Origin of the sequence: Pyrobaculum ferrireducens, from assembly GCF_000234805.1 — an archaeon.
GTDB lineage: Archaea > Thermoproteota > Thermoprotei > Thermoproteales > Thermoproteaceae > Pyrobaculum > Pyrobaculum ferrireducens.
Window position 1 is genome coordinate 1020465 of sequence record NC_016645.1, and the last position, 23256, is coordinate 1043720.

24 protein-coding genes and 2 tRNA genes are annotated in these 23256 nt (G+C 58.2%); 18 read left to right on the plus strand and 8 right to left on the minus strand.

Features of this window, described 5'->3' with window-relative positions; all coding sequences use genetic code 11:
* Window positions 1–79: 79 nt before the first annotated feature.
* Complete coding sequence (locus P186_RS05615; RefSeq protein ID WP_014288474.1) at window positions 80–1708, plus strand: ABC transporter substrate-binding protein; 1629 nt, start codon at window positions 80–82, stop codon at window positions 1706–1708.
* On the opposite strand, the gene P186_RS05620 is transcribed toward P186_RS05615, so the two are convergent.
* Both P186_RS05620 and P186_RS05625 read right to left on the minus strand, forming a co-directional pair.
* Window positions 1705–2493: an ABC transporter permease gene (locus P186_RS05620; protein ID WP_014288475.1), complete on the minus strand. Its 789-nt coding sequence runs from the start codon at window positions 2491–2493 to the stop codon at window positions 1705–1707. The two genes, P186_RS05615 and P186_RS05620, sit on opposite strands and share 4 nt — an antisense overlap.
* Entirely contained in the window at window positions 2490–3503 is a 1014-nt protein-coding gene (locus tag P186_RS05625; RefSeq protein WP_148682769.1) for an ABC transporter permease, read from the minus strand. Before P186_RS05625 ends, P186_RS05620 begins: the two co-directional genes overlap by 4 nt.
* 82 nt (window positions 3504–3585) lie before the next feature.
* Here P186_RS05625 and P186_RS05630 point away from each other — a divergent pair, with 82 nt between their 5' ends.
* The 13 genes from P186_RS05630 to P186_RS05690 all read left to right on the plus strand — a co-directional run bounded on the left by P186_RS05630 (window position 3586) and on the right by P186_RS05690 (window position 13460).
* Window positions 3586–3873 carry a hypothetical protein gene (locus P186_RS05630; protein WP_014288477.1) on the plus strand — a complete coding sequence of 96 codons (288 nt, stop codon included), beginning with the start codon at window positions 3586–3588 and terminating at the stop codon, window positions 3871–3873.
* A gap of 61 nt (window positions 3874–3934) precedes the next feature.
* Complete coding sequence (locus P186_RS05635) at window positions 3935–4879, plus strand: MBL fold metallo-hydrolase (RefSeq protein ID WP_148682770.1); 945 nt, start codon at window positions 3935–3937, stop codon at window positions 4877–4879.
* A 47-nt stretch (window positions 4880–4926) separates the two neighbouring features.
* A complete protein-coding gene (gene ppcA, locus P186_RS05640; RefSeq protein WP_148682771.1) occupies window positions 4927–6309 on the plus strand; it encodes a phosphoenolpyruvate carboxylase in 1383 nt (460 codons plus the stop codon).
* 178 nt (window positions 6310–6487) lie between these two features.
* On the plus strand, window positions 6488–7792 hold the full coding sequence (locus tag P186_RS05645; protein ID WP_014288480.1) for a BMP family ABC transporter substrate-binding protein: 1305 nt from the start codon (window positions 6488–6490) through the stop codon (window positions 7790–7792).
* Complete coding sequence (locus P186_RS05650; protein ID WP_014288481.1) at window positions 7792–9189, plus strand: ABC transporter ATP-binding protein; 1398 nt, start codon at window positions 7792–7794, stop codon at window positions 9187–9189. Before P186_RS05645 ends, P186_RS05650 begins: the two co-directional genes overlap by 1 nt.
* The gene (locus P186_RS05655) at window positions 9186–10148 is read left to right on the plus strand and encodes an ABC transporter permease subunit (protein ID WP_014288482.1); all 963 of its coding nucleotides are present in this window, start codon (window positions 9186–9188) and stop codon (window positions 10146–10148) included. The genes P186_RS05650 and P186_RS05655 overlap by 4 nt, the downstream gene beginning before the upstream one ends.
* Window positions 10139–10999 (plus strand): ABC transporter permease, encoded by an 861-nt coding sequence (locus P186_RS05660; RefSeq protein ID WP_014288483.1) that lies wholly within the window; start codon window positions 10139–10141, stop codon window positions 10997–10999. Before P186_RS05655 ends, P186_RS05660 begins: the two co-directional genes overlap by 10 nt.
* Before the next feature lie 37 nt (window positions 11000–11036).
* Window positions 11037–11131: transfer RNA gene (locus tag P186_RS05665), tRNA-Thr, on the plus strand.
* A 126-nt stretch (window positions 11132–11257) separates the two neighbouring features.
* On the plus strand, window positions 11258–11650 hold the full coding sequence (locus tag P186_RS05670; RefSeq protein ID WP_148682772.1) for a 30S ribosomal protein S8: 393 nt from the start codon (window positions 11258–11260) through the stop codon (window positions 11648–11650).
* 31 nt (window positions 11651–11681) lie between these two features.
* Entirely contained in the window at window positions 11682–12140 is a 459-nt protein-coding gene (locus P186_RS05675) for a 50S ribosomal protein L32e (RefSeq protein WP_014288485.1), read from the plus strand.
* Between the two features lie 2 nt (window positions 12141–12142).
* Window positions 12143–12586 carry a 50S ribosomal protein L19e gene (locus P186_RS05680; RefSeq protein WP_014288486.1) on the plus strand — a complete coding sequence of 148 codons (444 nt, stop codon included), beginning with the start codon at window positions 12143–12145 and terminating at the stop codon, window positions 12584–12586.
* 1 nt (window position 12587) lies between these two features.
* Window positions 12588–13205, plus strand: a complete 618-nt coding sequence (locus P186_RS05685; protein ID WP_014288487.1) for a 50S ribosomal protein L18 — start codon at window positions 12588–12590, stop codon at window positions 13203–13205.
* Window positions 13206–13332: 127 nt separating this feature from the next.
* Window positions 13333–13460, plus strand: a tRNA-Thr gene (locus P186_RS05690).
* Between the two features lie 31 nt (window positions 13461–13491).
* On the opposite strand, the gene P186_RS05695 is transcribed toward P186_RS05690, so the two are convergent.
* The 3 genes from P186_RS05695 to panB form a co-directional block, all read right to left on the minus strand.
* Window positions 13492–14814: a hypothetical protein gene (locus P186_RS05695; RefSeq protein WP_014288488.1), complete on the minus strand. Its 1323-nt coding sequence runs from the start codon at window positions 14812–14814 to the stop codon at window positions 13492–13494.
* 12 nt (window positions 14815–14826) lie between these two features.
* On the minus strand, window positions 14827–15264 hold the full coding sequence (locus tag P186_RS05700; protein WP_193383994.1) for a hypothetical protein: 438 nt from the start codon (window positions 15262–15264) through the stop codon (window positions 14827–14829).
* A 721-nt stretch (window positions 15265–15985) separates the two neighbouring features.
* Window positions 15986–16768, minus strand: coding sequence for a 3-methyl-2-oxobutanoate hydroxymethyltransferase (panB, locus tag P186_RS05705; RefSeq protein WP_014288490.1), 783 nt, complete (start codon window positions 16766–16768; stop codon window positions 15986–15988).
* Window positions 16769–16799: 31 nt separating this feature from the next.
* Here panB and P186_RS05710 point away from each other — a divergent pair, with 31 nt between their 5' ends.
* Window positions 16800–17636, plus strand: coding sequence for a ketopantoate reductase family protein (locus P186_RS05710; RefSeq protein WP_148682773.1), 837 nt, complete (start codon window positions 16800–16802; stop codon window positions 17634–17636).
* A complete protein-coding gene (locus tag P186_RS05715) occupies window positions 17629–18402 on the plus strand; it encodes a pantoate kinase (RefSeq protein ID WP_014288492.1) in 774 nt (257 codons plus the stop codon). Before P186_RS05710 ends, P186_RS05715 begins: the two co-directional genes overlap by 8 nt.
* Here P186_RS05715 and P186_RS05720 read toward each other — a convergent pair.
* A complete protein-coding gene (locus P186_RS05720; protein ID WP_014288493.1) occupies window positions 18382–19155 on the minus strand; it encodes a 4-phosphopantoate--beta-alanine ligase in 774 nt (257 codons plus the stop codon). The genes P186_RS05715 and P186_RS05720 overlap by 21 nt on opposite strands.
* Before the next feature lie 44 nt (window positions 19156–19199).
* On the opposite strand from P186_RS05720, the gene P186_RS05725 reads away from it, so the two are divergent.
* Window positions 19200–20144 carry an acyl-CoA thioesterase gene (locus P186_RS05725; protein ID WP_148682774.1) on the plus strand — a complete coding sequence of 315 codons (945 nt, stop codon included), beginning with the start codon at window positions 19200–19202 and terminating at the stop codon, window positions 20142–20144.
* Here the strand turns inward: P186_RS05725 and P186_RS05730 are convergent.
* Entirely contained in the window at window positions 20141–20641 is a 501-nt protein-coding gene (locus P186_RS05730) for a Rab family GTPase (protein ID WP_014288495.1), read from the minus strand. The two genes, P186_RS05725 and P186_RS05730, sit on opposite strands and share 4 nt — an antisense overlap.
* Window positions 20631–21410, minus strand: coding sequence for a hypothetical protein (locus P186_RS05735; protein WP_014288496.1), 780 nt, complete (start codon window positions 21408–21410; stop codon window positions 20631–20633). Before P186_RS05735 ends, P186_RS05730 begins: the two co-directional genes overlap by 11 nt.
* Before the next feature lie 74 nt (window positions 21411–21484).
* Here P186_RS05735 and P186_RS05740 point away from each other — a divergent pair, with 74 nt between their 5' ends.
* Window positions 21485–23251 (plus strand): hypothetical protein, encoded by a 1767-nt coding sequence (locus P186_RS05740; protein WP_014288497.1) that lies wholly within the window; start codon window positions 21485–21487, stop codon window positions 23249–23251.
* Window positions 23252–23256 lie beyond the last annotated feature (5 nt).

Below are 23256 nucleotides of genomic sequence, written 5' to 3' on the forward strand. Positions count from 1 at the left end.
CTGGGCTTATTCTAACGGCGTCTTCTTATATAGTCCTATATATCGCCAATGTATTTTAACGACCTACATCTAGCTACATATGAATAAAACACTTGTAGCAGGCATAGTAGCGGTACTAATTCTGTTGGCCATCGTTGCTGTGTTAATGACGCAGGCACCGCCAGCCCAGACCCCGACAACCACTCCATCGACACAGACAACTCCCGGGCAGACTACTACCACAACAACTACGCCTACTCAGACCGCGACTCAACAAGCCGCTGTGTTGACTATCGGCGTGACTGACAAAGTCACCGACCTGGACCCGTCTAACGCGTACGACTTCTTTACATGGGAGGTGCTCTACAACACAATGGCGGGCCTCGTGAGATATAAGCCTGGGACAACCGATTTGGAGCCGGACCTCGCCGAGAGCTGGACAGCGCAGGACGGCGGCAAGGTCTGGGTGTTTAAACTGAGGCCTAACCTCAAGTTCTGCGACGGCACGCCCCTCACGGCACAGGACGTGAAAAGGTCGATTGACCGGGTTATGAAGATAAACGGCGACCCAGCGTGGCTGGTGACCGACTTCGTAGAGAGGGTGGAGGCCCCCAACGCCACCACCGTCGTCTTCTACCTAAAGAAGCCCGTGTCTTACTTCCTCGCGCTGGTGGCGACCCCGCCCTACTTCCCGGTGCACCCCAGGTACAACCCCGACAAGGTGGACTCGGACCAGACGGCCGGCGGCGCCGGGCCCTACTGTATAAAGACCTTTGTGAGGGACCAGCAGATAGTGCTGGAGGCGAACCCCTACTACTACGGCCCCAAGCCCCAGTTCACCCAGGTAGTTGTTAGGTTCTATAAAGACGCCACAACCCTGAGGCTCGCCCTTGAGAGAGGCGAGGTGGACATCGCGTGGAGGACGCTCAACCCACCTGACGTGGAGGCACTGAGGGCGACTGGGAAGTACAAGGTGGTGGAGGTGCCGGGCTCCTTCATTAGGTACATAGTCCTCAACCTCAACATGCCTGAGCTTAAAGACGTCAAGGTGAGGCAGGCCCTCGCCGCCGCCGTATGCAGGAAAGACATTGCAAACGTGGTGTACCGCGGCACCGTGGCGCCCCTATTCACGCTGATACCCCAGGGCATGTGGTCCTCCTACCCGGTTTTCCAAGAGAAGTACGGCGACTGCAACACCGACCTCGCCAAGCAGTTGCTCCAGCAGGCAGGGTACGGCGCGGGGAAGAAGCTGAACATTGAGCTGTGGTACACCCCGACCCACTACGGCGACACTGAGAAGGACCTCGCCGCGGTGCTGAAGGAGCAGTGGGAGGCCACCGGCGCGGTGTCTGTGACTATTAAATCCGCCGAGTGGGCCACGTACGTACAGCAGTTGAGAAGCGGCGCCATGATGGTATCCCTCCTGGGCTGGTACCCCGACTACATAGACCCAGACGACTACACCACGCCGTTTTTGAGAAGCGGCTCCAACAAGTGGCTGGGCAACGGCTACAGCAACCCGCAGATGGACCAGATACTAGACAAGGCGTCCACCGAGCTCAGCCAGCAGGCAAGAGAACAACTCTACAGACAGGCGCAGCAGATCCTCGCGGAGGACGTCCCCATCATCCCCCTGATACAGGGCAGGCTCTTCATAGTGACCAAGCCCAACATCCAGGTGGTAGTCGACCCCACGATGATTCTACGGTACTGGGCAATTAAAACCTAGTCTTTTTTACCCAGCCTCTCCCCCAGGCCCTCCCCCAGCATTGAGAAGCCCAGGGCAGTCAGCACTATGAAGAAGCCGGGTGCCAGTAGCCACCAGTTGCCGTTTACTATGTACGACCTCGCGCTTGAGAGGTCGAGGCCCCAGTCCGGAGTGGGCGGGGTCACTGTGTAGCCGAGGAAGGCCAGGGCGGACTCGGTGAGGGCCGCGTCTGCGACGTTTATCGTGGCGACCACCACCAGCGACGGGACTAGGTTGGGGAGGATGTGGCGAAACACAACCCTCCACCTAGACATGCCCAGGGAGACAGCCGCCTCCACGAAGAGGCTCGACTTCACCACCATCGTCTCGTTACGCGCCATCCTGAAGTACGTCGGTATGTACACTACGCCGATTGCCAAAGCGGCGTTCACAGGGCTCGGCCCCAGGACGCTGGCGATTGCAATAGCCAGGATCAGGCTGGGGAAGGCGTACATGCTGTCCATAACCATACCCAATGCCCTATCCACCCCACCGCCCACATACCCAGAAAACATGCCCAGGGTGAACCCCACGGAGGCAGACAGCAGAGTGGCCAGTAGTGAAATGGCAATCATCACCTGGCCTCCGTATAGAACCCGGCTAAACACGTCTCTACCCAAGTTGTCGGTGCCGAATACGTGGCCTGGCCCCGGCGGGGAGAGGGGGTCACCCGACCTCTTCGTGGGGTCGTAAGGCGCGATGAGGGGCGCCAGCGCCGAGAGGATCAGGACAAAAGCCACCACCGCCGCGCCGGCCCTCAGCATCATAGTCCCCTCCTCACCCTGGGGTCGAGCAGTGCGTTGACTACGTCTACCAAGACGTTGAGCAACACCACGATGACGACGAACACCACCACGGTGCCCTGGACAGTGGTGTAGTCTAGATACTGGATGCGCTCCAGGAGGAGAGTCCCCAGGCCCGGCCAGGAGAAGGTGGTCTCCGTCAACACGGCGCCTTGGAGGAGTAGAGCCAGCTGAAGCCCCATCATGGTGACTGTCGGCACGATGGCCACCCTATACGCCCTCCACAACACGGAAAGCTCCCCAAAACCCATCGCCCTATACGCAGAGACGAAGTCCTCCCCCAAGGTCTTAACCATGTTATTCCTAATAAGCCTCGTGAAAACCCCAGAGAGGACCAGCCCCAGGGTGAAAGACGGCAGAGCCAGGTACCGCAGGGCGTCGGCAAAGGAGTCCAGGCGACCAGCCAAGAGGGAGTCCACTAGGTAGAGGCCGGTCACCCTCGGCGGCTCGAGGCCGGGGGTGATCCTCCCAGCCACGGGGAACCACCCCAGCCATACCGAAAACACCAGCTGTAGAGCCAACCCGACGAAGGGTATAAACAAGACGTAGGAAACCATGGCGTAGAGCCTAGCCCCGAGATCCACCCTCCCCCCAAACCTAGCCGCCAAGAAGCCAAAGACGTGCCCCAGCAACACGCTGACGGCGAAGGCGGACACGGCCAGCTCCACCGTCGCCGGGAGCCTATCCATAATCTCCGCCGCCACCGCCCTACGGCCAAAGACAAGGCTCCTCCCCAGATTACCAGTAAAAACCTGAGCCAAGTAGTCAAAGTACTGGACATACAGCGGCTTATCCAGCCCCGCCTCCCTAATCAACTGTTCCACATAACCCGGAGGCGCCTTCATGCCGACCATAGCCACAATGGGGTTCCCAGGAATCACCCGCAAAACAAAAAACACCACCGTGAGCAGTATTAGGAGAGTCGGCACCGCCAGCGCCGACCTGTAAGCCACATACCTCAAAAGCCCAGCCACAAGCCACACACCCAGACAGTAAATAAACATCACTCCAACAACAAGCCTAGCCAACGCCCCAAAAGCGGCATTTCTTTGAGTCATGTTGAGGGTAGCACTTCCGTTAATCGCGTTGGCAATGCTTGTAGCAACCCAGGGATCTCCCAGAGAGCTGTTCTGCGCAACCGCGGGCCAGCTCGGCCTCGCCGGGGAAAACCTCAACATAATGTTCACAGTGTTCGAGAGGGGCTCTTGTAGACCCGCCGCGACCTATATAGAGCCGGAAAACGTGATGTTTGTCCTAGTCCCCGCTGTGATTATAAACAACACGGACCTCGCCAAGGCCACCTATGTAGGGGATTGGCGAGCCCGCCCACTGTATACTTACTAGCTTAGGCCATTCCTAAAGCCTGCATGGGTTGATGTATAAAAAACCGGTGTTGCAGATCTCCGTGAATATTTACTACGACAGAGGCATCTACGTGGAGGGGCGCAAGTCGAGATTTGTGGTTGACCCCACGGGGCCTGTGAGGGGCCGTGTGGATTTCGTCTTGGTTACGCATGGACACAGCGACCATGTGTCGAGGTATGTATACCGACACCTTGTGGTGGCTACGAGGGAGACCTTCGCGGCTATGTCTGTGAGGTTTGGGGGTCTGCCTCCCCGCCGCGTCGTTACCGCGCCGGGGGCCGTCCTGGAGCTCGGCAACGTGCAGATAGCCGTGCTGGAGGCGGGTCATATACTGGGCAGCGTTATGTACATGGCCGAGGTGGACGGGCTTCAGATCTTGATAACCGGCGACTTCAACACGTCGGGGTCTATTATCACAGATGGGGCCGAGCCGTTTGAGAAGCTTGACGTGCTCGTCATGGAGGCCACCTACGGCGACCCGGCCTACGTCTTTCCCAACAGAGCTGAGGTGTACAACGAGCTTATGGACGTCGTAGAGAGGCTGGTCGGCGAGGGCGGCGTGGCCATCTCGGCGTACCCCCTCGGCAAGGCTCAGGAGGTCGCCGCGCTCTTCGGCAGACGCGCCGGCGCCCACTCCTCCGTGGCTAGGTACAACAAGGCTCTCGGCATCCCCACGGGCAGTGTGACAGACGTGTTGATAGTGCCGAACCTCAGAATGGCGCCGCCCGGCTACTTTAAGGTAGAGGTAAGCGGCTGGTACGTCGACGAAGCCACTAGGAAAAACGCCGAGGCCGCCGGGGTACACGGCATACCCCTCAGCGACCACAGCGACTTCCCAAGCCTCGTCGAGTTCGCCACCGAGGCCTCGCCAAGGCTGGTCTACACCGTATACGGCTTCTCGGAGAGGCTCGCCGGCCGCTTGAGGAAGCTGGGCCTCAGGGCCTATACAATACCGACCTCTGCGGGTTTATCGAAATACCTATAGATATATTGCCGAATCTATATATATAAAGTAGCCCAATTAGTTTCGTAATGTATATACCGCGGTTGATGTGTACACAGCATCCAGACTCTACAGTGAAAATCACCGCTTCTGAAGAGGTTGACGAGGCTGTGGTGTCCTACCTCGCCTACGGATGCGGTGAGATTATGGTGGATTACGAGGGGAAAGCCACTCCTTATTCCCAGCCGAGAGATATCGTAGCAAAGGCCGTGGAGATGGGCATCCCACTTGGAGAGAGATTTTTCATAACGCCAAGGATACCCAACCCCCGTTTGGAGGATTTCGAGCGTAGCATGTTGGCATTGGAGGCTGTGGTGCTTGCTAATAGCTACTCGAGACGCGCCGCCGGTATAGAAGCTGTGAGGTGGGTAATTTTGCCCATGGCTGAGGACTACGACACGATGGTTATGGTCTACAAAGCTTTAGACATGAAGATAAGAGACTTGGCTGAACTAGGCGCAGTAAAGGACAGAGCAACGATGCAATTGATACCACTAGTTGAAGACGCCTCGCGCCAAATTCACATAGTGGGCTTTATTAAAGCTCTGTTCCGCGCCGCTCTCCACAGCGGCCGCGTGCTTGAAGAGATGAGAGTATTTTTGGGGATATCAGACTCCGCTGTTAGACACGGCCACGCCGCCTCCTCGCTCGCCTTGGTTAAGGCACTTAACCAGATTAACGACTTAAATAGAGAGGGGGAGTTTAAAATATACCCCATAATTGGGATGGGATCTCCGCCGTTTAGAGGAGGTCTCAACAGTCCACATCTAGCTCCAATAGAGGTGGTGCAGTACGCTGGCTACGAAACTGCCACAATTCAATCAGCGGTGAGATACGACATTTCCTACTCGGAGTATTTAAAAGTGAGAAACACCGTGGAAAATCCCCCGGCGTCGCGTCGCGTGGAGGTGGAAAACGAATGGGTAGAGAAGGCGTCGGCGCTGTACCGCGATTTTGTAAAACCATACCTTGAAAAAATCACAGAGCTAAGCAATGTCATACCGCTTACTAGAGACCGTGTCTCATGGAGGGTATATGGAAGAACAATAGATGGCGCGGATCTGCGCTTGCCCCGGGCGATAACCTACACAGCCACGTGGTACTTCTCAGGTCTGCCACCTACTTTCCTTGATGCTAGGTTTGTAGCCTGGGCTTATAAGCAGGGCTTATTAGACGAAATCATAAGGGCATTACCTGCCTTCATAACTGAGTGGAAATTTGACTCAATGTTTTACTGCAGAAAGAGAGTGGAGAAAATCTTAGGCGCGGATTTAGTTAGGGATGTGGAGCAGGCCTTCGACATATTAGGCATCAAGCCTGAAATTGACAATGCCTACGCCTCTCTTCTACAGTCAGCAGACGCCCAACCGCATGTCATAGCGCTCGCCAGGATGAGAGGCTTTCTGGGATAGATCAGAAGCGAGGCCAAGAGTTAAGCAAATATATTCAGGTGGTATGGCGGTTGTGATGAGAATCATGCCCGTGAGCTGGGTGCTCGGTCCTAGGGTAGCTGACGTCGTTTAACTGTTCACTTAAAACTTGCCGTGGGTATAAGAGAAAACTATTTATTTGCTATTAACTGGGGGCTTCATGGCAACAAGCAGGAGAGATTGGTTAAAGACGGTGGCTTCTTTCGCGGTGGGTGCGGCCCTGGGCGCCGGAGGCACATACGCCGCGTTGCAGAGTATAAAAACCGCTGTTGAGAAGACGGCGACGCAGACCTCCGCGACGGCCGCCAGCCCCACAGAGGCGCCGAAGACGGCGGCGGGCCTCCCGGTGATGCGGATTCACTTCATCTACGTAGGCCCCATCGGCGACTACGGCTGGACGCACGCCCATGAACAGGGGAGGAGGTTTCTCCAGAAGACGCTCTGTCCAGACCCCAAGAAGTGGTGTATCGTGGAGACCTCCTACACTGAGAGCGTCCCCGAGGACCAGGCCTATACCTATATCAAAAGGGCGCTGTCCAACGGCGCGCACATGGTCTTCACCACGTCCTACGGCTTTATGGACGGCACGAAGCAGGCCGCGTCGGAGTCTCCAGACCGCTTCTTCGCCCACTGCTCAGGCTTCTTCAAGACTCCAGATGAGTGGGCCCGGCTGAGGAACTTCGCCGAGTACTTCATAGACCTCTACGAGGCGTATTACCTCAATGGCCTAGTCGCCGGCAGAATGACCAAGACCAACAAACTGGGGTACGTAGCCGCGTTCCCCAAGCTCCCGGAGATTATAAGACATATGAACGCCTTTCTAATAGGGGCAAGGGAGGTGAATCCAAACGTCTCAATGGAGGTGGTTGGGATTGGGGAGTGGTACAGCCCGGACAAGGCGAGGAAGGCGGCTACGTCGCTGATAGAGGCGGGGGCTGACGTCCTCGCATTTACAGAAGACTCGCCCACCGTACTGCAGGTAGCTGAGGAGCAACAGAAGGCGGGGCGGAAGGTGTGGTCCTTTTCACACTACAGCGACATGTCTCAATACGGGCCCGACGCCCACCTCACCGGGCAGGTGGTTAACTGGGGCCCCCTGTATCTGGAGATGGCTATAAGGGCGTACCTATCGTGGATATCCGGCGACTTGTCCATCTGGTCTGAGTGGCCTCCCGAGAGGCCGAGGGACTACTGGTGGAGTATGAAAAACGCCTACGCCGGCTACGACTACAGGAAGAACCCAGCCGATATAATCACGCCGCTGAACCCCGCGGTGCCCGACGACGTAAAGACATACGTCGAGAAGAGGAGGAGAGAGGTGATTGAGGGGGTATGGGACCCCTTCACAGGCCCCGTCAAGGATATAAGGGGCAATGTGAGGGTGCCCGACAGGTCGAGGCTCAGCAAAGATGACCTGTACAACATGGACTGGTACGTGGAGGGCTACGTAAAGGAGCCGGCGTAATGGAACTTATTCTACGGGCCACAGGCCTGAGAAAGGCTTTTCCAGGAGTAGTCGCCCTCGACGGCGTCGACTTCGAAGTTAGACGCGGCGAGGTGCACGGGCTACTGGGCGAAAACGGGGCCGGCAAATCCACCCTCATCTCTATACTCTACGGCATATACAGACCGGACGGGGGCGAGATTTTTGTAAACGGCCAAAAGACTGTTATACACTCGCCCAGTCACGCGGCGAGGCTGGGCATAGCGCTCATCTCCCAGCACTTCGCCCTCGTGGAGTCGCTGACGGTGGAGGAGAATTTAAAACTGGCTGGGGTTGACGTGGCGAGGGCCGTGGAGGTGGGGAGGGGGCTTGGCGTGGAGATCCCCCTGGGTAGGTACGTCGGCGAGCTCACCGTGGGCGAGAGGCAGAGGGTGGAGATAGTCAAGGCCCTGGCCCGCAACAGCGAGCTACTCCTAATGGACGAGCCCACGGCGCTCCTCAGCCCAAGAGAGGTGAAGTCGCTACTCGGCATCGTGAGGAGGCTCGCCGACATGGGCAAGGCGGTTGTCTTCGTCACTCACAAGATTAGAGAGGTTGTGGAGGTGGCCGACAGAGTGACGGTGTTGAGAAGAGGTCGGCTGGTGGGGGTTTACGAAAAGCCCTTCGACGAGGAGGAGCTCCTGAGGGCGATGTTTCAAGGCGTCTCCCCCCGCCGCGTCCACGGCGTCCGCGGCCCCCCGGGGGAGGTTATATACCGCGCAGAAGGGCTGAGGGGCAATCGCGTGGCCGACGTGGACATAGAGCTGAGGAGGGGGGAGGTGGTGGCGGTGCTGGGCGTGGCCGGGAACGGGCAGGAGGAGCTAATGGAGCTCCTCTCCGGCTTCAAAAAGCCGAGAGGCGGGAGGATTTTTATAGACGGGGAGGAGGTCACGGGCAGGCCGTTTAGCTACTTTCTCAAGAGGGGGGTGGCATATCTGCCGGAGGAGAGGGGGCGGGCCCTCGCCAAGGAGCTTTCTGTGCTAGACAACTTTAAGATTAGGTGTTTCAACAACTGCGTGAACCTCCTAGAGGAGGCTAGGAAAATCCTCGACATCGACTTCCCCACGCCGGGCTCCAGAGCCGCGGCGCTGTCAGGCGGAAACCAGCAGAAGCTACTCCTCGCCAGGGAGGTGTGGCTGAGGAAGCCGCGCATACTGGTGGCGTCCTACCCCACCCGCGGGCTCGATGTGGAGACGGCGGAGAAGTTTTACGACCTCGTCAGAGCCGCCGTGGCGGGCGGGGCGGTTTTGAGCGTCAAGGATATAGAGGAGGCCGTGGAGAGAGCCGATAGGATATACACCATCTCCCGGGGCCGCATCACCGGGGTCTTCACCCCGCCCTTCGACACCGGCGAAATCGCCGAGGCGATGACGCAATGAGGTTAATACAGAGGCCGACCCCCTCGCCGCTCCACTACCTATACGCCGCGCTGGGCTCCCTCGCAACGGTTACGGCCATAGTCCTCCTCTTCACCGGAGACGTGGAGAGAGCCGCCGCGGCCTTCACCTCTGTAGACATCAACTACCTAGCCAGAGTCTTCCTAGTCGTCGCGGTGATAAGCCTCTCGGGGGTCTTGTCCTACCGCTCAGGCATATGGAACATCGGCCAGGAGGGGCAGGCGGTGGTGGGCGCCCTGGCGGCCGTAGCGTCTAGAAACGCCCTGGAGGCCGTGGCGCTGGCGGCGCTTTTCTCAACCCTCTGGATCCTCGCTCCCGCCGTGCTGAGAGCCACCGCCGAGGTCAACGAGGCCGTCACCACATTTCTACTCTCCCTAGTGGCTATCTACACCGCGCGCTACTTCATAGACGGGCCTCTGCGAGACCCCGCGAAAAAGGGCTTCGTCGTCACCGTAGAGGCGCCCTACCTAGACCTCCTCGCAGCCGCCGTGATGTACGCTCTCTTGCTAGCGGGAATAGTTGCGCTGTATAAGACGCGCGCGGGGCTGACCCTGCGCCTGCTAGCCTCGGGCGAAGAGGTGGTGCGCTACGCCGGCAAGTCGCCGAGGGTCTACATCGCCGCCACTTTGCTACTCAGCGGCGCGGTGGCAGGCGTGGGCGGCGCCGTCGAGATCATGACGAGAGAAGCCGGTAGGTACATGACGCTTCAACAGGTTTCCACTGGTTTCGGCCTATTCGGCGTGTCGGCCGCGTGGCTAGGCGGCCTCCACCCCCTGGGCGCCGCCGCCGCGTCTCTCTACATCGCCTGGCTCTACCAAGTCGCCACAAATCTCAAAGTGATGGGGCTACCCGCGCTTGTGGCCAACGCCCTGGTTGGAAGCGCAATGGCGTGGGGGCTCGCCGGATACGTAATGTACAAGTACAGGGTGGTATGGCGGTAGACATAGGCGTTGTACAAGAGGCGCTTAAAGGCGCCGCGCCCATACTCCTCGCCACCCTCGGAGCCGTCATAGGCCAGAGAGCTGGAGTCCTCAACCTAGGCCTCGAAGGCGTGGTGTACCTATCAGCCGCCGTCGCAACCGCCGCAGGCCCCCCCTGGGGGTGTTTACTCGCAGTCGCCGTGGGAACTCTCTACAACCTACTATACTACCTACTGGTCAACGACCTCGCACTCAACCAGATACTGATGGGCTTCGCCTTCACCATGATGGCGTATGGAGTGGGATCACAAATCGCCCGGCCGGCCGTGGGAAAACCCATAGAGAAGCCGTTAGTCCAGGGGGTGGAGATTTACCTAGCCGCGGTGCTCGTCGCCGCGGCTCTACACCTCCTGCTGAGGACCAGGCTAGGCGTGGCAATTAAAGCCTCCGGAGACGATCCCGCCTCCCTCGACTTAATGGGCGTCGACGTGTACAGAATTAGAAAAATCGCAGGCGCGCTGGAGGGCGCACTGGCCTCATCCGCCGGCGCCTACCTCGTGTTGATCTACTACGGAAGCTGGTCAGACCAGCTGGTAATGGGCTGGGGCACACTCGCAGTAGTCACAGCCATGATATCGCTCTGGAACCCCCTCCTAGCCGCAGGCGCCTCCATAATCCCCTCGCTCTTCATATCACTAGCCTACACTCTACAGAGACTAACAGAGGCATCTCCACACCTCCTCAACACCGTCCCCTACCTAGCCTCGATAGCCGTGCTGGTGCTAGCCCAGCTGGCGGTTAGAAAGACCCGGCTAAGAGCCCTGGCGCCCAGATGGCTCGCGCGGCCATACATACGCGAAGAGAGAACGTAGAAAGACTTAAAAAGTCGTGGGAGATTTCTGGGGGGAGGCCCCGGTAGCTCAGCCCGGTTGGAGCGCCCAGGGGCAAAGCCCCGTGGAAGCCTCGTAAGCGGGAGGTCCCGGGTTCGAATCCCGGCCGGGGCTCTAGTAGTTTAACTGGTGGCGTCGGGCACGGCGCCGCGCTTCTCCGTTGGGGCGTACGTGCGTAATGGGGTGTCTGGTGGCTGTGGGATGGAAAATGTTTTTATAGCTGGTCCTTCGTCGGGGACTATGGTGATGCTGGATATCCTGTCTAACGCCTTGATTGAGATAAAGAACGCCGAGGTGGTTGGCAAGAGGCAGGTGGTGATTTGGCCTGTAAATAAGCTGACGTACTACACCCTCCGTGTTTTGCAGAGGTACGGCTACGTGGGGGAGATTGAGTACATAGACGACGGCAGGGGCGGCAAGTACATTGTCCAGTTGCTGGGCAAGATAAACGACATCGGGCCGATCAAGCCGAGGTACCCTGTGAAGTACCGCGAGATTGTGCAGTGGGAGCAGAAGTTCCTCCCGGCGAGGCAGATAGGTCTGCTGATCCTCTCCACGAGCCAGGGCGTTATGTCACACGTAGAGGCTAAGGAGAGGAAAATCGGGGGTGTCCTCCTCGCCTACGTCTACTAAAGTTTTAATACTCGGGTAGTCCTGCCTCTTCGTGTCTAGGCCAAGGAGAGAGCTTCCCCAGCCTCTTAGGAGGTTGCTTAGGCTGAGGCAGTTGTTGAAGAGGAAGAAGCCTGACTTCGTTAGAATCGACCAGTGGCGGTATAAGAGGATTGAGGACAGCGGCTGGAGGAATCAGCGCACGCTCGACAACAAGATAAGGAGGAAGTGGAAGGGCTGGCCGAGGCCTGTGGAGGCTGGGTATAGAAAGCCGGCGGCCGTCAGGGGGCTCCACCCCAGCGGCTTTGTGGAGGTCCTCGTCCACAACGTGGAGGAGCTGTCTAAGCTGGATCCGAAGATACACGCCGTCAGGATCGGGGGGACTGTGGGGTTGCGGAAGAGGATCGAGATTGTGAAGAAGGCGCGGGAGCTCGGCTTCTACGTGCTTAACCCCGGCAAGAGGGTGGAGGAGGCGCTTAGGAAAGAGTTAAATACCGCACAGTCTGGGCAGTAGGTATGGTCGACGTCAAGAGGCTGGCCGCAGATATCCTGGGCGTGGGCGTCAGCCGGGTGAGGATCTCGCCGGAGGCCGCGGAGAAGATAGAGGAGGTGGTCACCAAAGACGACGTGAGGGCTTTGATAGACCAGGGGCTTATCTGGGCGGAGCACGAAAAAGGCGTCTCTAGGGGGAGGTGGCGCGTTAGGCATCTAAAAAAGAAGAAGGGCAGGCGGAGGGGGCACGGCAGCCGCAAGGGGAGGAGGACTGACGAGGAGGAGGTTTGGAAAAACAAGGTGAGGGCTATGAGGAGGTTTCTCAATACCCTCAAGCGGAGGGGGAAGCTGGAGCCGGCCGTGTGGCGCCAGCTGTACAAGATGGTGAAGGGCAACTACTTCCGCGACCTTGACCACTTGAAGACATACATAAACGAGCACAAGTTGACAAAAGAGCCTGTGAGGTAGTATGGCGCGGGGCGGCAGATACAAAGTACCCTTTAGGCGGAGGAGGGAGGGCCTCACAAACTACAGGAAAAGAAGGAGGTACCTCCTCTCCAGAAAGCCGAGGCTCGTCGTGAGGAAAACTAATAGACACATAATTGCGCAGGTGGTGGTGGCGAAGCCCCAGGGCGACGTCACGGTGGCCGGCGCAGATACGAGAGTCCTCGCGAAGTTCGGCTGGAAAGGCGATGAGAACAACACCGCGGCGGCCTACCTCCTCGGGCTCGTCGTGGGCTACAAGGCGAGGGCCCGCGGAGTGAAGGAGGCTATCCTCGACATAGGTCTCCACAGGCCTACCCCCGGGGCGAGGGTATTCGCAGTTCTGAAGGGGGCTCTCGACGCAGGTCTTGAAATCCCCCACGGCGAGGACGTGCTACCGGACGAGGAGAGGATAAAGGGAGAACACGTGGCGCAGTACGCAGAGAAGCTAAAGGAGGAGAACCCAGAAGCGTACAAGGCTAGGTTCAGCAGATACCTCCAGAGAGGGCTGGAGCCGGAGAGGCTCCCGGAGCACTTCGACGAGGTAAAGAAGAAAATAGCAGAACACTACGAGAAGAGGCTCGCCAAGGCCGCCGCACAATAGTTTTAACCCCAACACCCTCATCCATCTGAGTGCCGCCGGAGAGCCGCTCCCAGCGGCCCCATGAGAGGCGGTTCCCCGGCCTCTTTAAATAGAAAGACTTAAAAACACGGTGTAAACACTAGGCGAGGCCCCGGTAGCTCAGCTCGGTCGGAGCGCCCAGGGGCAAAGCCCCGCGTCTGCCTTGTAAGCGGGAGGTCCCGTCAGGCCCCCGCCAGGGGGGTCTGGGATAAGGTTCAAATCCCGGCCGGGGCTCCATCCAATCTTCATGAGGATAACGCTATTAGTGTCAAAAAGGGGGGATTTGGGATAACAACTTCTTTGTTGCTGGCTTGTTTCTACCGGCTAGATATCTCGCAACGGCTTCTCTCAACGTCGGATCTCTCTTAACTAGCTCTTTCAACTCTCTCCACGGTATATATACCACATACCAACGCCTATCAACGTACATCTTGGCGTGAGGCTTTAGGGCGTTTAGAGCCTTCTCCGCCTCTTCTCTCTCAGCGAAATACCTCACGGCGTGTAGTGTCTTAGCCGATAGATGGAGGCGCATCACCACCCCCTTGATAACTACATACGCGGGATCAAAAGACGGCCTATAATCGACCAGAGCCTTTAGATACACCCACTTGTGGCTATACAATACCTCTAGGAGGACGCCATAACGTCCAACAGACGTAGTTATCTTTTTAGCTAATTCTTTAGCCCTCCTTCGGCTAAGTTCAATTTTGCGATAATTATAACTCCCGCCTAATAAACCGTTAATCATCTCTATATTAACGGCTGTAGAAAGCCCTATTTTCTCCCTCCTGCCGTCCACCACTCCATCGCCGAGATACCACGTCAATAAAGGCCTGTAGTCGCCCCCACGTAGAGCCTCCAACGCCATCCTCTGGGCCTCCTCCTTACTCCATTTCTGCGTCCAATCCTTAGCCACGGCATATATCGTCAAGGAGAGGCCGTGTGTAGTGATTTGTGACGAACATAGATGTAATCGAACTTCTCCAGGTCTAGTCGCAAGCCATGCGAATAATTGCCACGGCTGTGTAGTAATCATCATGGGCCGCTTCTTTTCTACCGTCTCGTCGCTCGCCCTCCAGCCTAGTTGGAAGGCTTCTACTTCCTCTGGGCCTAGTCCAATACTGGGGAAGTACAGCTTGGCAGATATGTCGTGTAGAGGTAGTTTAAACACCGGGGCTCTGGTTAACTGTGTATGGATGCAGACTCCGCCGTCGCATATGTGGCTTACGGCTTCGCTCCTCTCTATCACCTCGACGCGGCCTTCCTCCACGGCTTTGCATATCTTAGCTAACTTTCCTCTCACTTGTTGCTCAGCCTCATCCAGCAACTGGATGAGACCGTCTACAAATTGTCTAAACTGCGTGGCTTTGTCGGCTGGTAGCGACAGCGCCTCGGGCACCGCCTCGCCTACGTACCGCATGTACAGCCTCCACTTCTCGAACGGCGTATCCGCAGTGCCGTACAACACGCCCCGCCTCGCAGACTCCTCCAACACCGCCTCTAACGTCGGCCTTGACTCCCCTCCCGACACCGCCCTACACCTCTCCCTCAACTTCGTCAGCACCTCGTCGATGTCCACAAACCTGCCCATACCCCACCTGGCTCACCTCTTTATGTGGAATTGACAATCCACCCGCCGCGCCCTCTGGTCAGGTAGAGGTCTGTCTACATACGCCTCCGGGTTTGAGCCGTTTTCTAAACAGCCGCCGATTGTCTCTGCTAGGCGAGTAGAGACGCCAGCCGGCGAGGCGCCCACAAGCTTGGCGTACTGAGTCATGGACACGGGCTCCTCCACTGGCTTGTCCCGGCGCCTGGCCCTGGAGAGGAGGGAAGGCTTCCTCGGCTCGGCGGAAGACCTCCTCTTGTTGAATGGGGGCTTGAAAACCTCGTAGAGCCAAGACTCCCACATCTCCGCCACCCGCCTCCTCCGCGTGTATGCCACCACGACGAACACATCAGCCCTCAGCCCCCTCTTCGCCGCAGAGGAGTGGCCCCTAATGTGCATGTCGACGCGGTCGTAGTAGCCGTCCCGCTTCCCCACGCCCACATACGTCGCACGTCCCCGGCAATGGCCAGGTAGACGTAGTGGACAGCCCCACGTATACATCAAACTTTAAAGCCAACTGCGGCATTCAACTACCCCATCTACATTTTTCCTGACCTTGCGCCGTACGTTTTTCCTGATTCAGAAAAAACATCTGACGCAAGGCAAGGGAAAATGTATGACGTTTTTCTGCGGCGTCTGAGTAGATTTAAAACTGTCCAAGCGCTGTGACAATTGAAATAAGAAGGCGCCGAGGCCATTTCCAAATCTAAAAAACTGGAACTGAAAAAGACGGAATCGACAAAACTTAACCGCCGTTCGTTGGGGATGTGTTTCTACGGTCATGGGCAAGCTGGCGCCCGCCCCGCCTCCCGCGAGGGCTCCGGGAGGCGAAACTGCGCTTATATTCGCACTCGCCGAAGGGGCGGCGCCGACCCTCCGGGCGGCCCCGCCCCGGGAGCCGCCGGCGATCCGGGGTCCTGTACCCCCCGCGCGGAGAGCAGAAACGGGGTGTAGACCTGTGCCGGTGGGGCTCTGAGATAGTACGCCACAGTAGCCTATGCCAGAAAACAAGTCCAGAACCACAGCCGATTTGAACACATGCGCCGCATCCAACAGAATAAAGACGTTCGCCATGGCCAGCGGCAACGCCGCATCGGCCACGACTTCAGTAAAGAAAATGAGCGGGAGGTCCCGGGTTCGAATCCCGGCCGGGGCTCTAGTCCTTGTAGTGTTCTTTTGATGGGAATTTCCCTGTTTTTACGTCTTCTACGTACTGCCTTACTGCGTTGCGGACGGCCTCCGCCACGTCTGCATATCTTTTCGCGAATGAGGGCGGCTTTTCTGAGAGCCCCAGGACGTCGTGTAGTACTAGTATCTGGCCATCGCAGTGGGGCCCCGCCCCGATGCATATAGTGGGCACGTCTATCTTCTCTGTGATTTCCTTTGCGAGGGAGGCTGGCACGAATTCAATCACGATGGCGAAGGCCCCGGCGTCTCTGAGTGCTTTTGCGTCTTCGAGCACCTTGCGCCTCTGCTCCTCCGTCTTCCCAATTAGCTTATAGCCGCCTAGTGCCAGCACCCGCTGTGGGTTGAGGCCAATGTGGCCCATCACCGGTATGCCGGCCTTGACTAGTCTCTCGACGATGTGGGCGTATTCGGAGCCTCCTTCTAGCTTCACGGCGTCGGCGCCGGCTTTTATGAGCTTAGCCGCGTTTTTCAACGCGTCTCTTCGCCCGGTTTCGTAGGTCATGAAGGGCATGTCCGCGACCACCAAGGCCCTCGGCTTCGCCCTGGCGACGGCTTGCGTGTGTCTCACCATGTCGGCGAGGGTGACTCCGAGTGTGTTGGGTAGCCCCAGCACGACCATGCCGAGGGAGTCCCCTACCAGAATCCCGTCGACGCCGGCCTCGTCCACCAGCTTGGCTGTGGGGTAGTCGTACGCCGTGATCCAGACGTAGGGCCCTCCCCCCTTTGTGAAGTCGGAGATCCGCCTCCTCACAGTGTAATATACCCCCAGGTTTATATCATTCGTGTTTCGCGTTGTGGGGCTCGGCGCGGTGGGGTCGCTGTTTACGTACTTCCTCAACCGCGCCGGCTACGTGCCAGCCGCGGTCCAGAGGCGGCCCTGTGGCGAGTATCTCTTCTGCGCTGGCGGCGCGTGTGAGAGGCTGAGGTTCGCCGCGGCTGGGGCGGAGGAGGCGAGGTACACCGTGGTGGCGGTCAAGGCCTACGACTCGCCCTCGGCTGTCCCGCATCTGCGGGGTGTCGCCGTCGTGGCGCAGAACGGCGTGGGGGGCTTCGAGGCGATTAGGGAGGCGTATCCCAACAGCGTCGCCGCCGTGGTGACTTACGGCGTCTACAGGGAGGGGTGTAGGTCGGAGCTGAGGGGGGTGGGGGAGATATACCTGCCGCGTAGCGTGGCGGAGCTGGGGGATGTGCTGAGGGGCGGCGGGGCTAGGGTTGTCTTGGTGGATGACGTGGAGCCTTACCGCTGGCTTAAGCTGGCTGTCAACGCTGCTATTAATGCCATAACTGCGATACTGCAGGTTCCAAACGGCGTGGTGGCCGAGGTGGGGCACGCCCGCGACTTGGCGCGGGCCGTGGTGGCGGAAGTGGTGCGTGTGGCCGATACACTGGGGGTGAAGATGCCCGCCGACCCCTTCGAGGAGGTGCTCCGCGTGGCCGCGGCGACTGCGGGGAATATTTCGTCTACCGCGCGGGATCTGGCCAGGTGCGTCAGGACCGAGGTGGATTTTATCAACGGCGCTGTTGTTAAGTACGGAGAGGCGCTGGGGGTGGCCACGCCGGTCAACGCCGCGTTGCTCCAGCTGATCAAGACGAGGGAAGCGCTGTGCGGCCGTGAGTAGGAGGCTCTTCATCCCCCACCACGTGACGGGGTTCTGGGTCCCGGTGTACACGGATAACCCAATTACCACGGGGTCCCTCGGCGTGGGGGTTCTAGTCGGCGGGGCGGTCGCCAGCTACGTGCCTGGGGGCGTCTGGTACAACGACACTCCGCTTGAGGGGGGCCTGGGCGTGAGGATATCGTCGCAGTTCCCCCTGGGGTACGGCTACGCCGCCTCGGCGGTGGTCTCCATAGCCAAGGCAGTTGGGGAGCTGGGCCTCTCCCGCGAGGCCTTCGCAAAGGCGCACGTAGAGGAAGTGTCCAGGAGGACTGGTCTGGGGGATGTTCTGGCAATATACACCGGCGGGTGTCTGGTGGTGAGGGTGAGGCCCGGCGCGCCGGGGGTTGGAGAGGCCTACTCCCTGCCCTGTCCAGCTGTGTACGTGGTGACTCTGGATCTCGCGAGGGTGGACACCGGGGTGGTGCTCCAGACCCGGCACGAGGCGCTGGTGAAGGCCGGCGGCGAGGCTTATAGAGCGTTTATGAAGAACCCCTCCTTCCAGACGTTTCTGCACCTCGCCGCCGAGTTCTCTAGGAGGGTTGGATTTCTGGACGAGCGGTTGGAGGCTTTGGAGAGGCATAGGGGGGTCTTGGGGCTTTTTGTTAAAAAGGGGGTGGCCGCGGTCTTCGTCGAGAGGGAGTGGGCGCTGGACGTGGCCCGGATCGCCGAGAGGCTTGGCCGGGTTCACCTAGAGCCTCTGAGGGAGCTACGCGTTGCGTGGATCTAGGCCGCCGGCCAGCTCGTCGAGTCTTTTTGAAATGTGGCGAAGCGCAGCGGCGAGGGTCTTCCCGTTGTCGTAGCCCCGCACCAGTTCCTCCAAATCCTGGCGTTTGTAGCTCTTCATGGCCTTTACTGCCTCTACCAGCTTCGGCATGGCTCTTGTCAAGTTGTCAACTATGGTTATGCTGGCGGCGCGGGCTGTGCGGCTCATTGGGTTTAGGTCTATGGCTATGACGGTCTTGCCCATTCTGCGGAGGGCCTCTGACCTGTCGCCGTCTTCCAGCGGCACCAGAACTACGTCGGCTTTGTAAATCCCCTCGCAACTAACCCTCCTCCTCTCGCTGAACAGCTCCGGTATTGTACAAGAGGCGTCTTCTCCCACTCCCAGCACGCGCCTGGCGCCGTGCCTCTTCAGAACCTCGGCTATTTTCTCCTCCCTCTCCCTGGTGCGGTAGAAGAGGTTGACCTCGACTAGGGCGGGGACCGCCTCTGCCAGCTCTACGACCTCCCTTGGGGTCAGCGCCGCGACGTTGCCGTTGACGCTGATCACCGGGTGCTTCGCAAGCAATAAAGCCGCGGCGGCCGCCTTGATGGCCTCCAAGGCGAAGGGTTGCGTCTCCTCTCCTATTAGGTAGTCGAAGCACTCCCCCCTGCCATGGGCTATCAACCCCTGTGCGGCTACATAACCCTCTCTAAAACCCTCTACTACCCTTTCCCTCTCCAGCAAGCTCCTGTAGCGGGGGTGCGTGGGCGGAATCACATGTATGGACTTAACACCTTATATAAACATATAGCTGGAGGGGTATGCACGTCTCTGAAACTATGGTCGAGACTACGAGGCTGGTGTCTCAGAGACATGTCAACCCCCTGTCGACGCTGTACGGCGGCTACATGTTGCAGTGGGTTGCAGATACCGGCACCATCGCCGCGATGAACTTCGCGGAGGGGGACGTGGCGCTGGGGTTTCTCGACAAGATGCACTTCCTCTCTCCGGTGAGGCTGGGCGACTTGGTTGTTTTCAGGGGGTGGGTGGTGGGGGTCAGGAGAACTAGCATGAGCGTGCTCGTAGAGGCGTATGTCAAGAGGGGAGATGCCCTCAGCCTAGCCACTGTGGGCAGGATGATATTTGTGCGAATTGACCAGTCGGGTAGGCCCTATCCCGTTGGGAGAGTGGTGGAGTGCGACCCCGGCTGGGAGGGGCTTTGTAGATACTTCAACGAGTGGAGGACATCCGCCGACGCTGTATTTGCCCAGGAGGAGCCCACGGCGGGCGCCGGGTGGCACTCCACCAGCCGGTTCCTAGCCATGCCGGAGGACTCCCTCGACGGCATGCTTATGTACGGGGGGAGGCTACTGTTCAGACTCGATGAGGCGACCTTTGTCGAGGCTTTTAGCTACTACCCCACTGTTTACGTAACTGCCAGCGTTAATAGTATTGTGTTTAGGCGGCCTATATACGTGGGGGACATAGTGGAGGTTAAGACGGGGGTGACCCACGTGGGCTCTACCAGCATAGAGGTGGGGTTCGTGGTGGAGGCGTATGGATTTAGAGGGAGAAGGAGAGTTGCCGACGGTTACTTCACTTTTGTAAATATGGAGGGGGGCAGGCCCAGCGAGATTAAGGCACCGCCGATAGGCGACGAGTCCTCCCGGCTTAGGAAAGAGGAGAATGTAAAAGAGGCTAGGAGGCTCAGGTCGCTGAAGCCCCTTCCGGGGAAGGCGCCTTGGTTTCTGCAGCTATTCGCCTAGAGGTTCTCCACTATTTTGTGTAGCAGATCGGGCGGGTCGTCCCTCAACGCGGAGGTGTAGTACAACGCCTTAGCGTTCAGCAACTTAGCCGCGTCGTCGCCCTCAGTGACGTATCCCAGCTCCTCGGCTAAGTCCCGCTTGTTGCCCACCAGTATTACGTTGTGCTGTGGGTACCGCGAGGCCCACTGATCTATTTCAAATAAAGCCTCCAGGGTCTGGGGCTCTACTAAGCTGTACATGTAGACTATTAAGTCAATACGTGTGCCGAAGATCTTTACCGCCTCGTAGTACCTCTGCGCCACCTCAATCGCGTACTGGCCCGGCGTGTCGACAAAATAAAGCTCCCAGTCGCCGTACGGCATCTGGTAGACCCCGGGCCTCCTCGTGACTCTAGGAGTCTTAGCCATACCCAACACTCTGTATATATATGTCGTCTTCCCCACGCCGCCGACGCCGAGAAACACGACGGTCCTCACTACCCTCTTCCTATGAAACATCAGTAATGCAGATATCACCGTCCTTGTACGTGACCTTGCCGCCGCGGCCGCATTCTTCACCCCTCCCAAGCCCCAGAGCCTCTGCGACTAGGTCGGCAAAAATCCCCAACGCGCCTGTGAAATTAACTCTGTAAATCTTATCTGCCACTTCACGCGCCTTTCTCGTATCGATAGATCTGTGGCAAACGACGGCGAAGGAAAATTTCCCGTACTTGTCAACAGGTAGATCCTCCAGATGCCCCACCTCGAAGCTTACAAATACAGAGGGGGCCAGGGACTCCCCAACCCGCTCAAGCTCTAGGGGGAGGATCGACACCCTCTCCTCCTCAAGGACAAGGGCCTCCCAGTGCTCGTCTAGTATAACTAAGTCGGCGCCTGTAGCCGCCGATATTTCAGTAGAGAACCCGCACGGTAGCCACCCAGCGACCAGCGCCAGCGATCCCCTGCCGAATTTATCTGCCACCCTCACTCTATAAGGCTGGAAAATAGCGGTGGCGGCGAAGACGGCTTCGTAATTCGGCTTGGCAGACTCGCCTATCAGGTAGGGGATGATTATATCATCGAATACGGAGCCTAAAAGGCGGCTTGAAGCTGGGGGAGGGATCTTGTTAGTTCTCTTGTATCTATCGCCCCTCTTTGCGAAATAGCCCATTTCGGCCAGTAGGTGGAATATCTTCCCCAGCGTGTCGTCTGCCTTTACCTCGCTCTGTTTTAATAATATGCGAATAAAACGACTACCGGCGATGCCTGCATCTAACGCTGTAGACACAGAAGTTAATGCAAACCGTTTTTTAATATATAATTCAAAATCCAGGAGTTAAATAGGGGCGCGCTGTCTAAACCGTGCATATTTTAAGCCGCCGCGGCGGCGTGATGAGCCTTAGGCTAGGAGAGCAGAGTGTCTCAGTTGTAGAGACCCCACTGATGCGCGAGTTGAAGAAGCGGGTGGAAAACGGAGTCTCGGTGCTGGTAACCGGCCCACATGGCGTGGGAAAATCCGTACTTGTCTACTCAACGGCATATTTAGCTTTGGAGGGAGGCGCCGTAGTGGTAGACCTAGCCTCGGACACGTCGACATTCGCCGAGTATATAAGACTTGCGAAAAAGGCAAAGACCGCGCTCGCCGTTTTCGACGCGGTGCCGCCCCAGTTCTACGCCGAGCCTGAGGTGTGGTCCGAGCACGCGGCCCTTTGGAGAGACAGCTGTAGCAAGATTACAAATAGGGCCGACTACGTGAGGAGAAGCGGCTACCCCGTAATTCTCGTACTGCCCACAGACCTGACGGTTAGGTGTAGAAAAGAGCTGGCCCAATACGAGAAAATCGTAGTAAGACCCGAGGCCGAGACCGCCCAGGAGATTTTCGTAAAAAACAGCGAGGTCTTCTGCGGCGAGGACTACGCCAAGGAAGTGGCCAAGCTGGCGGCGAAGTGGGGCGAGGGCACGTACTACATGGCGTACCACGTAGCCAGGTCTCTACAATACTGCGACGAGGATCCAGTGTCGCTGGTAGAGGAGGCGAGAGCTACGTACGTGGAGAGGCTCTCTACACTAGCCCAGGCTATCTACGCCCCCACCTGCAGAAAAGCCAGGGCGTTTGTACACACACTTAGTAGTAAAAACCTACCCCCCGTCCTCGCCAGCCAGGCGGTTCACCACGACTTGGTAGAGGCGAAGGTAAGGACTTTGGAAAGACTAATGGCCTTAATCGATAAGGTATCGGGCCCCCATAGAGAGTACGTGAAGATCCTAGCCCTACAAGCCTCAGAGGATTTAAAGCGGGTCATGCGCCCACGCTGGTACGTCAAGGCGTTGCTGAGGAAGGCGGATCCCCTATACGGCGATGCTTTGAGAAAGGCGGCGGACGAAGCCGTAAAGAAGTGTGGATTAAGGCTGGGGGAGGTTAGACTAAGGACCCTTGTCAAGGCATATGTAATAGCCTACGAGGCCAGCGACGACCTCGCCAAGGCCATAGCCGCCGTCGCCACGGGGGGGAGCCCATGTGTAGGGAAGATGAGGGCTTTATGCCGCCGCGGGGCGCTACAAGAGGAGGTGCTAGATGCTATTTTAAACCCACAGCGGCTCAGCATAGAGCTACCGCCCTCCGCGGCTGAGGGCTTAGAGCGCTACGCGGGGCTGAGGGCGGAGGAGGCGGGGGAGCGGGGGTGGATAGAGGTGTTAAATTTTCTCTACGAGTCTTCGGAGCGGGGGAGGGTAGACTTGAGGCCATTTAGAGACTACGTCGATATGGCCCTACGCCTCGGCGGCTCGATTACAAAAAAGCTGGCCCTCGCCACTGTGCAGAACGCCAGCGTCGTGCCGGGGGAGTTGCTGGCCCAGGCTCTCGTAACCGCCATTGAGATTGGCGAAAGTTATGAATACTTACTGGATAAGTACGTAGAGGTGGTGGGGGACGCCTCGCTGATCTACGAGAGGTGCGGCGCCGGGTGCGGAGAGGTGGTCGTTACGGCCGCGGTGGCCTCGGCGGCTAAAGCCGCTGGCGAGGCTCCGTGCCGCGCCATAAGGCAACTGGAAATCGCCCTGGCGGGCGCTGGCTACGGCGACGTGGTTAAGAAATACAGCCCACACAAGGCATGTCTCCAACCTATTTAAACAAA